16 protein-coding genes are annotated in these 14,895 nt (G+C 46.1%); 4 read left to right on the top strand and 12 right to left on the bottom strand.

Annotation, left to right across the window (positions count from 1 at the left end; genetic code table 11):
• Positions 1–62 precede the first annotated feature (62 nt).
• The 8 genes from BACCOPRO_RS07940 to tsaB all read right to left on the bottom strand — a co-directional run bounded on the left by BACCOPRO_RS07940 (position 63) and on the right by tsaB (position 9,376).
• Positions 63–2,492: a S9 family peptidase gene (locus BACCOPRO_RS07940; protein WP_008142581.1), complete on the bottom strand. Its 2,430-nt coding sequence runs from the start codon at positions 2,490–2,492 to the stop codon at positions 63–65.
• 239 nt (positions 2,493–2,731) lie between these two features.
• Entirely contained in the window at positions 2,732–4,072 is a 1,341-nt protein-coding gene (rseP, locus tag BACCOPRO_RS07945; RefSeq protein WP_008142584.1) for an RIP metalloprotease RseP, read from the bottom strand.
• A 54-nt stretch (positions 4,073–4,126) separates the two neighbouring features.
• Positions 4,127–5,299 (bottom strand): 1-deoxy-D-xylulose-5-phosphate reductoisomerase, encoded by a 1,173-nt coding sequence (locus BACCOPRO_RS07950; RefSeq protein WP_008142585.1) that lies wholly within the window; start codon positions 5,297–5,299, stop codon positions 4,127–4,129.
• A 5-nt stretch (positions 5,300–5,304) separates the two neighbouring features.
• On the bottom strand, positions 5,305–6,162 hold the full coding sequence (locus BACCOPRO_RS07955; RefSeq protein ID WP_008142588.1) for a M23 family metallopeptidase: 858 nt from the start codon (positions 6,160–6,162) through the stop codon (positions 5,305–5,307).
• A 31-nt stretch (positions 6,163–6,193) separates the two neighbouring features.
• A complete protein-coding gene (rimM, locus tag BACCOPRO_RS07960; protein ID WP_008142590.1) occupies positions 6,194–6,709 on the bottom strand; it encodes a ribosome maturation factor RimM in 516 nt (171 codons plus the stop codon).
• 11 nt (positions 6,710–6,720) lie between these two features.
• Positions 6,721–8,028: a UDP-N-acetylglucosamine 1-carboxyvinyltransferase gene (gene murA / locus BACCOPRO_RS07965; RefSeq protein WP_008142592.1), complete on the bottom strand. Its 1,308-nt coding sequence runs from the start codon at positions 8,026–8,028 to the stop codon at positions 6,721–6,723.
• A gap of 25 nt (positions 8,029–8,053) precedes the next feature.
• On the bottom strand, positions 8,054–8,650 hold the full coding sequence (locus tag BACCOPRO_RS07970; RefSeq protein WP_008142593.1) for a DUF4290 domain-containing protein: 597 nt from the start codon (positions 8,648–8,650) through the stop codon (positions 8,054–8,056).
• A 30-nt stretch (positions 8,651–8,680) separates the two neighbouring features.
• Positions 8,681–9,376, bottom strand: coding sequence for a tRNA (adenosine(37)-N6)-threonylcarbamoyltransferase complex dimerization subunit type 1 TsaB (gene tsaB / locus BACCOPRO_RS07975; RefSeq protein ID WP_022277674.1), 696 nt, complete (start codon positions 9,374–9,376; stop codon positions 8,681–8,683).
• 99 nt (positions 9,377–9,475) lie between these two features.
• On the opposite strand from tsaB, the gene BACCOPRO_RS07980 reads away from it, so the two are divergent.
• Genes BACCOPRO_RS07980 through nadD form a run of 4 tightly spaced genes read left to right on the top strand, consistent with a single transcriptional unit; the run spans position 9,476 to position 11,681 of the window.
• The gene (locus tag BACCOPRO_RS07980; RefSeq protein WP_008142597.1) at positions 9,476–10,351 is read left to right on the top strand and encodes a YicC/YloC family endoribonuclease; all 876 of its coding nucleotides are present in this window, start codon (positions 9,476–9,478) and stop codon (positions 10,349–10,351) included.
• A 2-nt stretch (positions 10,352–10,353) separates the two neighbouring features.
• The gene (gene gmk / locus BACCOPRO_RS07985; RefSeq protein ID WP_008142599.1) at positions 10,354–10,920 is read left to right on the top strand and encodes a guanylate kinase; all 567 of its coding nucleotides are present in this window, start codon (positions 10,354–10,356) and stop codon (positions 10,918–10,920) included.
• A 36-nt stretch (positions 10,921–10,956) separates the two neighbouring features.
• Complete coding sequence (locus BACCOPRO_RS07990; protein ID WP_246497756.1) at positions 10,957–11,106, top strand: hypothetical protein; 150 nt, start codon at positions 10,957–10,959, stop codon at positions 11,104–11,106.
• Positions 11,088–11,681, top strand: a complete 594-nt coding sequence (gene nadD / locus BACCOPRO_RS07995) for a nicotinate (nicotinamide) nucleotide adenylyltransferase (protein WP_008142603.1) — start codon at positions 11,088–11,090, stop codon at positions 11,679–11,681. Before BACCOPRO_RS07990 ends, nadD begins: the two co-directional genes overlap by 19 nt.
• A gap of 15 nt (positions 11,682–11,696) precedes the next feature.
• Here the strand turns inward: nadD and BACCOPRO_RS08000 are convergent, their stop codons facing one another.
• The 4 genes from BACCOPRO_RS08000 to BACCOPRO_RS08015 are packed head-to-tail and all read right to left on the bottom strand — an operon-like array spanning position 11,697 to position 14,851.
• A complete protein-coding gene (locus tag BACCOPRO_RS08000; protein WP_008142604.1) occupies positions 11,697–12,533 on the bottom strand; it encodes a metallophosphoesterase in 837 nt (278 codons plus the stop codon).
• 1 nt (position 12,534) lies between these two features.
• The gene (locus tag BACCOPRO_RS08005) at positions 12,535–13,044 is read right to left on the bottom strand and encodes a hypothetical protein (RefSeq protein ID WP_008142606.1); all 510 of its coding nucleotides are present in this window, start codon (positions 13,042–13,044) and stop codon (positions 12,535–12,537) included.
• A 2-nt stretch (positions 13,045–13,046) separates the two neighbouring features.
• Complete coding sequence (locus tag BACCOPRO_RS08010) at positions 13,047–13,463, bottom strand: DUF1893 domain-containing protein (RefSeq protein ID WP_008142608.1); 417 nt, start codon at positions 13,461–13,463, stop codon at positions 13,047–13,049.
• Positions 13,460–14,851, bottom strand: coding sequence for an aldo/keto reductase (locus tag BACCOPRO_RS08015; RefSeq protein ID WP_008142609.1), 1,392 nt, complete (start codon positions 14,849–14,851; stop codon positions 13,460–13,462). Before BACCOPRO_RS08015 ends, BACCOPRO_RS08010 begins: the two co-directional genes overlap by 4 nt.
• Positions 14,852–14,895: the final 44 nt, after the last annotated feature.

The raw sequence follows: 14,895 nt of genomic DNA on the forward strand, positions 1-14,895 counted from the left end.
AACAGGTTTATCCTTCCCGCATCGCGAAGCTGCGAGCGGAAAGGATAAAATGCTTTTTCCCATTAGCGACGTGGAATATCAACCGGCTTTTCATGCCAGCCTTTCAAATGATCGGTGAAGAAATCAACCATTCTCCAGTAGAAGTATTCATCCATATCACCAAAACCATGACGCTGTCCGGGCAACATCAACAAGTCGAAACGCTTGCCTGCACGGATCAGAGCATCCACTACACGCAATGTATTGGCCGGATGTACATTGTTGTCAATATCTCCATGAACCAGCATCAAATGTCCCTTCAACTGTCCGGCTATTTCCGGGTTTGTTGCAATCTTATAGGCAAATATGGTATCTCCCTGTTCTGTCATTTCCTCACGGACTCCATGATGAGTTTCACTCCACCAGCGATTATAGATACGATTATCATGATTTCCGGCACAAGATACGGCTGCTTTATAGAAATCAGGATATTGCAGGATCGCTGCTGTAGACATGAAACCTCCTCCAGAATGTCCATGAATACCAACGCGTGTCAAATCGATATATCCATAACGTGCAGCCAACTGTTCAACCGCAGCTACATGATCTGCCAACGGATAATCACGCATATTGCCGTAACCATAATTATGATACCATTTTGAACGGGACGGATGTCCTCCGCGCTGTCCCACTGTTATCACAATAAAACCAGCCTGAGCCAGACGGTCCGTACGGACACTCATACGGGTAAACGGATAGTTCACAGCCTCTACCTGCGGACCAGGATACACGTAATCAATAATTGGATAAACCTTTGTTGAATCAAAGTCAAAAGGCTTATACATCACTCCATAAAGATCAGTTACTCCATCTGCAGCCTTCACGGTAAAAGGTTCCGGGAACTGATAACCTGCTGCTTTCAATTGTGAGAAATCACTCTCCTGAATGGTCATAATACGACGTCCTTCCGAGTCTGTCAACTCTGCGCAGGGGATCGTATTTACCCGTGAATAGTTATCTACAACAAAACGGGCTTCGTCATCCATTTCTACTTCATGGAAATAATCACCACGGGTCAACAGTTTCAGTCCGCTTCCGTCTGCCTTTACACGATACAAATGCTCATAATACGGATTTTCACCGGCCTCACGTCCGCAAGCCACAAAGTAAATCGTACGGGTTGACTCATCGACTTTCACAACGCGTTCCACGTGCCAGGGACCTTCCGTAATCCGGTTCTTCAGATTACCTTGCTCATCATAAAGATACAAGTGAGCCCATCCGTCCCGTTCACTCCACTGAACAAATTCCTTACCTCCCGCAAAGACATGGATCGGACGCGTTTCCTGATAGGTATTCATCCGCTCCTTTACAATAGGAACAATGGAGTCCTCACCTAAAGTATACGTGCAAACATCTATACGGTGCAAATCACGGCTGCTGCGTGTAAGGAAGAAACGGCGGTCATCTCCCTGCCATACCAAAGGACGGAACTCACTGTCACGTTGTTTCTGTTCTAACGGACGGAACTCCAGTCCAAGTGACTGATTCTTCCAGGCTGCCGTACGAATCTCCTTACGTGAGTTCGTAGTCATATCAAACAAATAAAGATGTTCTACCGGAGCTTCCATTTCTCCCGGCATTTGATATTTGTAGGTTTCCAGTGTAGGACGGGGACTAGCCACTGCATTAATCACCCACAACGGTTTTACAGCACGGTCATCAGAAACAACCGTTACAAAGTGTTTGGAGTCTGGAGACCATGCACCCCAGGCATAACGGCGTTTGCCATTGCAAAGTGTATCTGTATTCAACAAGCTATAAGGTATTCCATAGCCAAAATCCGGTGTTCCGTCTGTTGTCAGCTGAACTTCCACAATTGTACTGTCCTTTTCATCCTTCTGTGCCTTGCGATAGTCAGCAATGCTCATCTTATAAAGGTTACAATCCTTGGCATATACAACCGTTTGTCCGTCGGGTGATACGGAAGCCCATCCTTTCCGGTCAGCTTCCTTTTCCTTATCCGTCAAATGAGTCAGCTTCTGTGTCGGATAGTCATAAGAGAAATAGAAGACCTGCTTTTCTTTCTTATCCTTCTTGCTCTTATCATCTGACTTCTTGTCCTGAGAAGAAACAATCTCAAAAGTAAATGTACGTCCGTCTTCTCCAGCCTTCAAGTTACGGACAGGGATCTGACGGGCTTCGAAAGGATCCTGCACAATTTCCGTCAGTTGAGCTGCCAGTTTCTCACGGTCAAAAAGTAGTTTCTTTGTACGTGCAACAGGATCAACGACATACCAGAAAGTTCCTTCACTCGTTTTATACTCAAACCAGAAACAGTTTCCTTTTTGAAACCAGTGAGGATCCACCTTGGTAGAAAACAACATGTTCTTCAGTTTGGAACCGGTAAATTTCTCTGCCTGTAAATATTCGGGATGGCGTTCCTGAGCAGCTACCGGCATAAAAGCTGCCATACCTCCCGCAAGCAGAATGGTCAACATTAATTTTCTCATTTTCACTTATCTTGGTTTACAAATTATTGTCAGGCACAGAATCCCCGCAATCTCCAGACAGGCAGCTTCCTTGCTCCCTCTGACCGAACAAAATTACAAAGAATTCCTCTTCCTACGCATATATAAACAAAGCCTGCTCCTTTTCTGTCTCCAGACAAAAGGAACAGGCTTCATCAGCAATATATCAAGCTACTTTTAAGGATTTGCTCTGATCCATAAAACTGCCATTTTATTTACTCCTAAAACACAAAACGGAGAATGTCATTAAAATTGGCCCAGATCAACAGGCCAAAGAGCAAGAACATTCCTACCATCTGAGCATACTCAAGGAACTTGTCACTTGGCTTACGACGGGCTACAAGTTCATACAATAAAAACAGAACATGTCCTCCATCCAATGCCGGAATCGGCAGAATATTCATGAAAGCCAGAATAATGGAAAGGAAAGCCGTCATTGACCAGAAGCGCTGCCAATCCCAGACTTTCGGGAAAATACTTCCGATTGTTCCAAAGCCTCCCACGCTCTTGGCTCCTTCTTTTGTGAATACATATTTCATATCATTCACATACCCCTTGAGGGTATTGATGCCCAAAGCGACACCGGCAGGGAATGATTCAAAGAAACCATAAGTCAGACGAGTCGGCTGATAACCCGGATTCATGGAATAGGCCAGTACCTTAAACTGGTCATCCGTTGTAACATTTACTGTATCACGTACTCCTGCCCGTGAATATACGAGCGAGAAAGATGCTGATGATTTCTGTTCTACCTCCGACCGCAAACGAAGTTCACCGAGCTGTTCCGTAAATTCATTCCAGGAATGCAACGGTGTTCCGTTAAAGGCAATCAAGGAGTCTCCCTTCTGCAAGCCGGCTTTCGCAAATCCTCCATCGGCCAAAACAGAATCGACAACATTAGGGATCAACATATCCACAAATGGAGGATCTTCCTTTGCAATCTCCAGCAAACTGATTTCCGGCATGAGAATCTGCTCTTCCTTTCCATCACGCAATACAACGACTTCACGTGCTTCAGCCAGGCTACGGAGCATATCAACATTATAACGTGTCAGCTCCTTTCCATCCGCACTGACCAGAATATCTCCGTCACGGAAACCGATTTCGCGCGCCGTTTCATTAAACTTCATTCCATAACTCATGTCTTTCAAGGCGATATACTGATCTCCCCAGGTGAACAGAATCATAGAATAAATAAACAAAGCCAGCAAAAAATTCATCAATACTCCTCCGATCATGACCAGAAGGCGTTGCCATGCTGGCTTCGAACGAAACTCCCACGGCTGAGGCGGTTGCTTCATCTGCTCGGTATCCATTGATTCATCAATCATTCCTGAAATCTTGCAATAACCTCCCAAGGGAAGCCAGCCGATTCCATATTCAGTCTCGCTATTTTTAGGCTTGAACTTGAAAAGCGAGAACCAGGGATCAAAAAAGATATAAAACTTCTCTACACGAATCTTAAAAAGACGGGCAAAGAAAAAGTGTCCTCCTTCGTGAATGATAACCAGCAACGAAAGGCTAAGTACCAGTTGAAGGGCACGAATCAAAAATGTTTCCATTCTACTCTTGTTTTACTTTTCTATTACTAATTTCTGATATTTTACTTTTAAGGACTATTTACTTTTAGAAAAAGAAGGTGCATTGATAACCAGTTCAGCTGCTATTCGACGGGTTTCTGCATCAGTGGCCACATAATCTGCGTATGTAGGTTCCTTAATAAACGGAACTTTGCTCATTGCCTGCTCTATGACATCACTCATTCCCAGGAACGAGATACGGTCCTGCAGGAAAGAAGCCACAACTACTTCATTGGCCGCATTAATTATACAAGGCATATTTCCTCCCTGATGAAGAGCTTCATAAGCCAAAGCCAGATTACGGAAACGTTCTGTATCCGGAGCTTCAAAAGTCAGCGTATGACACTTCACGAAATCCAGTCTTTCTCCGGAGAGACTCTCGCGGACCGGATAGGAGAATGCATATTGAATAGGCAAACGCATGTCCGGAACTCCCAGTTGGGCCTTCACGGCACCGTCAGCAAATTCTACCATTGAATGAATGACAGACTGCGGATGAACGACAACCTCTATCTGCTCAGGGCGCATGCCAAATAGCCAACGTGCCTCGATCACTTCAAAACCCTTGTTCATCATAGAAGCAGAGTCAATGGTAATTTTGGCTCCCATACTCCAGTTGGGATGTTTCAAGGCTTGTTCTTTGGTCACAGTTTGAAGCTGCTCCCTGGTAAAGGTACGGAAGGGACCTCCAGAAGCCGTCAGAATCACTTTACTAACCGGATTTCCGGGTTCCAGACATTGGAATATTGCAGAATGCTCCGAATCAACCGGCAAGATCGGTGTATGATATTCTGCTGCCAGAGCATTGATCAGTTCTCCGGCAACCACCAGTGTTTCCTTGTTTGCCAAAGCAATGGCCTTACCTGCCTTAATAGCATTGATAGTCGGTCGAAGCCCCGCATATCCTACCATTGCGGTCAATACAATGTCAATTGGACCTGATTCGACAACCTGACAAAGGGCATCCTCTCCGGCATAAACCTTAATCGGCAGATCGGAAAGAGCTTCTTTCAGTCTGGCATATTTATCCTTATTAGCGATTACAACAGCTTCCGGATGAAACTTACGGGCCTGCTCAGCCAGCAAATCCACCTGGTTATTAGCTGTCAGAACATACACTTCATACAAGTCGGGATGTTCGGCAATCACTTCCAGCGCCTGTGTCCCGATTGATCCTGTAGAACCTAATATTGCTATTTGTTTCTTCATAACCTTTAAAATACTACATATTTAGCCGGATTGACAGGGTTTCCCTTATGCCACACTTCAAAATGCAGATGAGGAGTATCCTTTTCATTGCCACTTTTACCTACCAGTGCAATGACCTCTCCTCCTTTCACCTTGTCACCTTCTGTTTTCATCAATGAACCACAATGTTTGTAAACAGTCACAAAGTTTTGTGTATGTTGAATCTGGACTACATAACCGGCATCTGCCGTATAAGTAGCCAGAATAACTGTACCATCCAATGCAGCTACTATACTTTCATTGGGACTGGCTGTCAGATCCACCCCAAAATGTTTCCCCTCCGGATTAAAGTTTGTCGCCATTACTCCACGAGTAGGACGTCTGAAATTCAATCCGATGGCGCTATGGGCATCGTTGACAGCCGTCAGATTATAACGCTCACGCTCTTCATACTTTTTACGAAAAGCATCTTCTTCCGCAGTCCGTTCCATCAGTTCCTCGGCACGCTGGTTAGCCAGCGAGTCTATGGACTTGACTGTGTCAGCCTTTACCTCTCCGCTCAGAATATCACGAATGTTCATAATATAATGGTTTTGACGAGCCAGAGCTTCCTCCAGAGAATCCGCACGGAGCGCATTGGTCACGACTTGAGTACGCAACTCGCTGTTCATATATCCGGGCAGATAGTTGCGCAAGGGAGTAAAAGCAATAATGGATGCGGCAATCAGAAATATGACGGTCGATGCAGCAAGCAAGACTGAAAGCCCGTTAAGCTTCGACACATGAATACCCACTACCTCTTCCAAGGTATTCTCATTGATAATAGTCAGTTTATATTTAAACTTGATATTATGCCAGAATGCTTTACGACCTTTCCTTTTCATATCAGTACCTTATTAGTTCATTCACAATCCGTCAGTCCAACAACCCGTCGGGAATGTCCACCTTGAGAATCTTCTTCTTGCGGTCAATATCAAGAATAAACTCTTCATGAGCCGGCAACAGAACTTCCTCATCTCCGTTTTCGATGACAAAAAGCACATTCATGGTAGCATCATCCACATCAACGACTGTACCCAGACATCCGTGATGAATATCCTCTACCCGAAAGCCTATAAAATAGTTCCACGACGAGATTTCCTCCTGATCATCCATAAACTTCACGGGATAATAAACCTCCACATTGGTCAGGGTCCGTGCTTTTTCAGTTGAATCAATCCCTTCAAACTTTACCAAAGCGACATTATCCGAACGGAAACGATATTCTTCGATAAAGAAAGGAACCAAAATTCCATCAAGCAGAAGAACCAGATAATCGCAATCCTCCACCCGGTCAAAAATATCGTCAGTAAAGGTAAAGGATACTTCTCCTTTCACCCCATGCGGTTTATTGATAATACCGATCTTAAAAACTTCCTCTTTCTTAATCATACCTAAATGAATTAAGGCAAACGAGTGATTCGCGCACCCAATGCAGTGAGTCGCTGTTCTATATTCTGATAGCCACGGTCAATCTGTTCGATGTTGTGTATCCGGCTTACTCCGTCAGCACTCAATGCTGCAATAAGCAAAGCAATTCCTGCACGGATATCCGGAGAAGTCATGTTTCCGCCTCTGAGGCAGAAATTACGGTCATGACCGATCACAACAGCTCTGTGAGGATCACACAGGATGATCTGTGCTCCCATATCTATAAGTTTATCAACAAAGAACAGACGGCTTTCAAACATCTTCTGATGAATCAGCACACTTCCCTTCGCCTGAGTGGCCACTACGAGAATGACACTCAGCAAGTCAGGTGTAAGTCCCGGCCATGGAGCATCAGCAATGGTCATGATAGATCCATCAATGAAAGATTCAATCTGATAATGTTCCTGTCTGGGAACAAAAATATCATCTCCCCGCTGTTCCAGCTGAATACCCAGACGACGGAAGCTGTCAGGAATAATCCCCAGATTCTCATACGACACATTACGGATAGTTATCTCACTGGCTGTCATTGCTGCCATACCGATGAAACTACCTACTTCAATCATATCGGGCAATACACGATGTACACAGCCTTTCAGGGAAGTTACACCTTCAATTGTCAGCAAATTAGAGGCGATACCCGAGATACGTGCACCCATACTGTTTAACATTCGGCAAAGTTGCTGAACATAAGGTTCACACGCTGCATTATAAATTGTAGTGGTACCTTCAGCCAGAACAGCTGTCATGATAATGTTGGCCGTACCTGTTACGGAAGCCTCATCAAGCAGCATATAAGCTCCTTTCAGATGATCTGCCTGAATACGGAAAATACCTCTGGTTGAATCATAAGTGAATTCTGCTCCCAGTTTACTGATACCCAGGAAATGTGTATCGAGACGGCGACGGCCAATTTTGTCTCCTCCTGGCTTGGAGATCAGTGCACGTCCGAAGCGGGCCAGCAACGGACCAACCAGCATGACGGAACCTCTCAGCTTTGAGCAACGCTGCAAAAATTCCTGACTCTCCAGATAGGCCGTATCCACTTCATCTGCACGGAAGGTATAAGTGTCTACTCCCGTACGGGAAACTTTGACTCCCATATCCCGCAAAAGCTGAATCAGATTGTTCACGTCGAGAATATCAGGAATGTTCTCAATAGTCACTTCCTCACTGGTGAGCAGAGTCGCACACACCACCTGTAGTACCTCATTCTTAGCTCCCTGAGGGACGATCTCGCCCTGAAGCCGATGTCCTCCTTCAATCACAAATGATGCCATACCAAACCAAGATTTGATTATTCAATTAATATTTCTTTTTCTGTGAACCTCCCATCTGCTTTTTACGCGGGATGAAAGGACGCTGTTCTGCCAACCGGAAATCAGCAGTCGAGAGCTGTACCTTACCGTCAGCAAGCAAGGAAAGATCATCAAAAATCTTCTGATCTTCCACACTGTCCTTATTCCAGTTCAGGTAATCTCTTTTCATATGACTGGCTACAAGGAACAGCAAGCGCTGCTTCTCTTCACCATCGGGCATGTCTGCTGCGGTCTTTGCCAGATCTTCAATAAAACGGCCGTAATGACGGAACCGGATATTCTTTTGAGGATACGACAAACGGTCAGGTTTCACTTCCAGGCTTTCTCGCTTTACGACTTCCACAGGATAGTCGATATCCAGTTGAAAATCCGACATAATAGCCAGATGATCCCATAATCTTCGATTAAAATCAGCCGAATCTCTCAGCGCAGGAAACATCCCTCCCATAATATTCACTATCGTGCGTGCACACCGTTGGCGCTCTTCACGATCTTCAATGGTCAGCGCATGATCTACCATGTGCTGTACACTTCTGCCATATTCAGGCAACGGAAGCTTGCGTTGTTGTGTATTATATTCCATAATGTCTTGATCCGTTGTTGTTCATATTCATTAAATCAGCTTCTTAGGTTTTGAAGCCACGAATTCTTTGAGATAAAATGGCTCAAAGTAAGCTACATCCCGAAATTCCTCACGGGCTATCGCTTTTTCAGCCAGAGGAAACATCCAGCGAGCCAGCGGACGGATATCATCTACGAAATGAGCATTCGGATGTGTCAAGGCTTCACGGCATTTACCAGCTCCGTTCCCGAAGAAGTATACCGGTCCCCGTTCCAGAAACTCCAGATAAGGATTCGCACCCGGTTCAACGATATCAGCACCGGCAGGGCGTAAAGGATGTAATGCACGGTCGTATACAGCTGCATATACTTCTGCACGTCGGGCATCGATCATCGGGCAAAGCATCGCGTCATCTTCCAGATCTTTTCCCAGCAATACCGGTACACACATCACCTCAAGAGTAGGAAGTCCCACCAACGGAACATTCAGTCCGAAAGCCAAACCTTTAGCCATCGAAACGCCGATTCGCAATCCTGTATAAGACCCCGGACCGCAGCTCACTGCTACAGCATCAACAGGTAAAGCATGACTATCGGCAAAAGACATAGCCTCGTCAACGTACACTCCTAACAGTGAGGCATGTGACGGACCGTCAAAGTTTTCTTTACTAAACACTGAAGCCCCATCATGGCTCAATGCAACGGAGCATGTTTCCGTAGATGTTTCTATATGCAATATGCAGGACATAGCTTGATTCTTTTTTATATTATGTAGGGTGCAAATATACACTTTTATTTGCACTTAATTTCCATAAAATGGTTACTTTTGCAAAAAAATACATTAGTTATGATACAATCAATGACCGGATATGGCAAGGCGACTGCCACTTTCGGAGACAAAAAAATTTACGTAGAAATCAAATCGTTAAACAGCAAGGCGATGGATTTGTCCACCCGCATTGCCCCGTTATACCGCGAAAAAGAAATGGAGATCCGCAACCTGATTTCCAAAACACTGGAACGCGGGAAAGTAGATGTCAATCTTTGGATTGAAAAAGAAGCGGCAGAAGCTGCAACTCCCATTAACACTGCACTCCTGCAGAATTACTATCAACAAATCAAGACTATTTCCGAAACATGCAATATTCCGTTACCGGAAGACTGGTTTGCTACCCTGCTTCGTATGCCGGATGTCCTTACTCGTGTAGATATTCAAGAACTGACAGAGGAAGAATGGAATACGGTCAGAAAGGCTGTAGAGGAAGCCTTGCAGCATGTGGTTGACTTCCGCAAGCAGGAAGGAGCAGCTCTGGAAAAGAAATTCGCCGAAAAGATTGACAACATCGAACGATTGCTGAAATCCATCGAAACTTATGAAAAAGAGCGCGTAACCAAAATCAGAGAGCGAATCACTGAAGCTCTGGAAAAATCGCTCAGCATCGATTACGACAAGAACCGTCTGGAGCAGGAACTGATCTACTATATCGAGAAACTGGATATCAACGAAGAGAAACAGCGTCTCAGCAATCATTTAAAATATTTCAGAGAAACCATGGCCGGAGGACACGGACAAGGTAAGAAACTGGGGTTCATTGCTCAGGAAATGGGACGTGAAATCAACACCACCGGCAGTAAGTCCAATCATGCCGAAATGCAAAATATCGTAGTTCAGATGAAGGACGAACTGGAACAAATTAAGGAACAAGTCTTAAATGTAATGTAAGTATGAACGGAAAGCTTATTATTTTTTCAGCCCCGTCCGGTTCCGGCAAATCAACCATTATCAATTATTTGCTGCAACAGAATCTGAACCTGGCCTTTTCCATATCGGCAACCAGCAGAGCGCCTCGCGGCAACGAACAAAACGGAGTAGAATATTTCTTCCTGACCCCTGAAGAATTCAAACAGCGAATTGCACAGGGTGAATTCCTGGAATACGAAGAAGTTTACCCGAACCGCTTCTATGGAACACTGAAAAGTCAGGTTGAAAAACAGCTGGCTGCAGGTCAGAATGTTATTTTCGACGTAGACGTAGTAGGCGGATGCAACATCAAAAAATTCTATGGAGAACGGGCTCTTTCCGTATTTATCCAACCCCCTTCAGTAGAAGAACTCCGCAAACGTCTGAACGGACGCGGTACGGATGCACCCGAAGTTATCGAAAGCCGCGTGGCAAAAGCTGAATTCGAACTGGGATTTGCCAAGCAGTTCGATGTAGTGATTGTCAATGACAATCTGGAAACAGCTGAAGCTGAAGCATTACAAGTAATCCGGAATTTCATCAATCAATAAGCCATGCCCAAAGACCCTAAAAAAACAATCCGGATAATGATGATACTCTGTATCTTCATCGGACTGGCAGCCTTAGCGGTTGCCATCGTTGCCGTAGCGAAAGAAGAATATATCATCACAACTGCTATGCTACTGGTTGGAGCATGGCAAATTGTCAATTACCGTAAATGGAAAAAGAACCTTTGAGAACAGGGATATTCGGAGGTTCGTTCAATCCCGTCCACATCGGCCATCTGGCACTGGCCAACTACCTGTGCGAATATGGCGAAGTGGACGAGGTTTGGCTTCTGGTTTCTCCCCAAAACCCGTTCAAGCAACAAAGCGAACTGCTTGATGACCACACCCGTCTGGAACTGGTTCAGAAGGCTGTAGCCGGATATTCCCGTTTCCGCGCTTCCGACTTCGAATTTTCTTTGCCACGCCCTTCGTATACCATCCACACACTTCAGGCACTGTCTGCAGCTTATCCGGAACGTGAATTCTACCTGATTATCGGTGCGGACAACTGGCAGGCATTCCAGAAATGGAAATCACCGGAAGTCATTCTTGAACAATATCATTTGCTGATTTATCCGCGACAGGGATATACCCTTGATGAATCCAGCCTCCCGTCACGTGTCAAAGCCGTACACAGTCCCCTGCTGGAAATCAGTTCAACTTTCATCCGGGAGAGTCTGGCACAAGGAAAAGATATCCGCTATTTCCTGCATCCGGAAGTTCACCGGATCATTCAGGAACGGAAACTTTACCAGCAATTCTGATCGAATTGCCCCGTTCTATTCCTTATGAAGAACGATCAGAACCACTTCACTGGGAGTAAATAACCGTACATCTTTACGGGAAGTTCCGATACCATTGCTGATGATAACAGGAATTCCCCGGCTGTTTTTCTTCAGACCGGTCAAAAAACGATTCCCGTATTTAGAGAAACGGGCCGGTGTCCAGCGCTTGAACAGACTGACCTGCCCGCCATGCGTATGTCCGGCCAGTGCCAGGTCGGTATTGGAAACGTCCACATCCTCCACATAGTCCGGTGTATGCGTCAGCAGAAGAACGAAATCTTCCGGTTGCAGAGATAGCGTAGGAGACACCCCGTTCTGTTTCAGATCAAACGGATTCCGTACTCCGGCCAGCAAAATGAACTCCGTTCCTTTCCAAAGTGTATCTGTCTGATGTTCCAACAGACGGACACCTGTACGCTGCATCGCCAGACGTACCTGACGGTCCACCTCACCGCGTTCATGGTTTCCCATCACTGCATAAGTTCCATAGGGCGTCTGTATCCGGGATAAAGCGTTAAATAAAGAATCCATGTTTCCGCCTGCCCTTCCACAATAATCTCCTCCCAGCAGGAGCACATCTGTATCCAGCAACTGAAGCGTATGAATCAGATGGGGAAGCCGCCGGGCCGTAAAACGGCTTTCATAATGGAAATCCGTAGCAAATGCTACCCGGAAACCGTCAAAAGAATCGGGTAGTTGTGCACTGTAGAAATCATATTGACGGACCCTCCCCACTCCTTTCGAGGGAGTCAGAGAGGCTGTTGCACAAGAAGTCAGCAGCATGGTGGCCACCAGTGCAAACAGCCATATCTTTCTTTGCCACACAAGCATTTTATTTTTGCATGATACGACGAAGTACCCAGTAACCACCGACAACCTGCAGCAGCATACCCGGCAGACCGATCCGGAAGTCCTGCAAAGCCAGGCGCAAGTCACCCACATAAGCCCATTCAGCTAAAGTTCCGACAACCTGATAAAACAGAACAACGGCCAGTAATCCTTTCCAGGATACATTCTTGAACCGGGCAGCAACAAAGCCAGCCGCAACAGCCAGCAGCAGAGACTTGGTCAGAATAGCCGGCAAAACAGCCGGTGCAGGCATCCCGAAGAACCAGGAATTGACCAGCGGAGAAGCGATGGCGGTCAGCAAACCAACCTTCCATCCATACTTATAGGCTCCTACCAGCGTAAAAAAATAAATCGGCAGCCAGATGATTCCTCCTTGCGGAATCAGATGAAAAAGCTGTGGCAATGCCACATTGCCCAATACAAACAAACATGCCATCACATAGGTTCTGACCTCACGATAGCCATACGTATACAATTTTACAGTTGCTTCCATTCTTATTTCTTCATTGAGTTTACAAATTCATCAATCAGCGGCAGACACTGGGCTGCCGTCTTCGCATCCTTGCACAAGGTTTCCAGCGGACAGAAACCGGTACGGGCCCGATTGCGGATCGAAGGTACCTTTTCCCCGTACGACACACGCACCGGACTTTCAGCCAGCAAGGAAAGAGCAGGCTCACTGATCACATCTGCATGCAGTTCCGCCACTCCTCCCAGAATCATCAGGGCTGCAACTCCTTTACCGACAACCTTATCTGCCAGAAAAGCTCCCTGCAGGAGTTCCGGATTTTCGGAACGGAGCCGATACAAATCAGCCACACCGCGTTCCGAAAAGGTATGTATCTTTCCGTCCTTCTGCAATACCAGAGAGTAACCACCTTCGTGAAGAAGGCTTACCAGTTCACCCATCATAAGGTTTCCTGCTTCAGACGTTCCACATAAGCATCAATCCGATGCAGTTCCTTCGGTATATTAATACTCTGAGGACAATGCGGAGTGCACTGGTTACACCCGATGCAATGACTGGCCTGGCGAAGTTTCGGGACACTGCGGTCGTAACCGATCAGATAGGCACGACGTGCTTCCCGATAATTGGCATCCTGCGAACTCTGAGGAATATTTCCTTCGTTCAGGCACTTGTTATAGTGCAGCAGAATACCCGGTATATCCAGTCCATAAGGACAAGGCATACAGTATTTGCAGTCATTACACGGAATGGTATCGAATTCCATCATCAGCGTTGCCGTATCATGCAGGAAGCGGATTTCCTCTTCCGTCAGCGGCTGCAACGGCGCATAGGTACGCAGGTTATCCTGAAGATGTTCCATCCGCGTCATGCCGCTCAGCACTGTCAGTACGTCCGGATAAGTTCCCGCATAACGGAATGCCCATGAAGCCACACTGCGTTCCGGCTCCCGTTCTTTCAGCCGGGCCATGATATTATCGGGCACATTGGAAAGACGTCCTCCCAGCAACGGTTCCATAATAATTGCCGGAATGTTTCGCTTGGCCAGTTCTGCATACAGGTATTCGGCATCGGTATTGGTCGGATTGATCTGCTTGGCATACTTCCAGTCCAGATAGTTCAGCTGAATCTGAACGAAATCCCATTTGTACTCATCATGACGGGAAAGCAGATAGTCGAATACACGGATGTCTCCATGATAAGAAAATCCGAGGTTACGGATACGCCCGGCCTTCCGTTCTTCCAGCAGGAAATCGAGGACTCCGTTCTTCACATAACGCGATTCGAATTCTTCCATACCATTTCCCATACCGATTGCATGCAACAGCATGTAGTCTATATAATCCACCTTCAACTCCTTAAACGAGTTGTGATACATGGCCAGCGAGGCTTCCCTGCTCCATGTAGCGGGCGAGAAATTCGAAAGCTTGGTAGCAATAAAATACTTGTCACGCGGATAACGGCTGAGGGCAATACCCGTTGCCTGTTCTGATTTACCCTGGCAATAAGCCGGAGACGTATCAAAATAGTTCACTCCATGGGCAATGGCATAATCCACCATCTGGTTCACCATTTCCTGATCAATTTCTTCCTTTCCCTCCCGGGCACTCCGTCCTCCTACAGACGGCAGACGCATCATGCCGAATCCCAGCAGAGAAACCTTGTCTCCGGTTGAAGGATTGGTACGGTAAGTCATCTGACCGGTCGGTATCTCTTCCACCGCATTCGTCCCGTCCTTCTTACCATCACAGGAAGCCACTCCTACCGCCGTTGCTCCGGCAGCTCCCATCAGCTTCAGAAAGCTGCGGCGGGATATTTCTTTGTTATTTGTCATATCTGTCTTTCTTAAATCCGTTAAAACAATGAACAGTTTTCTGC

Origin of the sequence: Phocaeicola coprophilus DSM 18228 = JCM 13818, assembly GCF_000157915.1 — a bacterium.
Lineage (GTDB): Bacteria > Bacteroidota > Bacteroidia > Bacteroidales > Bacteroidaceae > Phocaeicola > Phocaeicola coprophilus.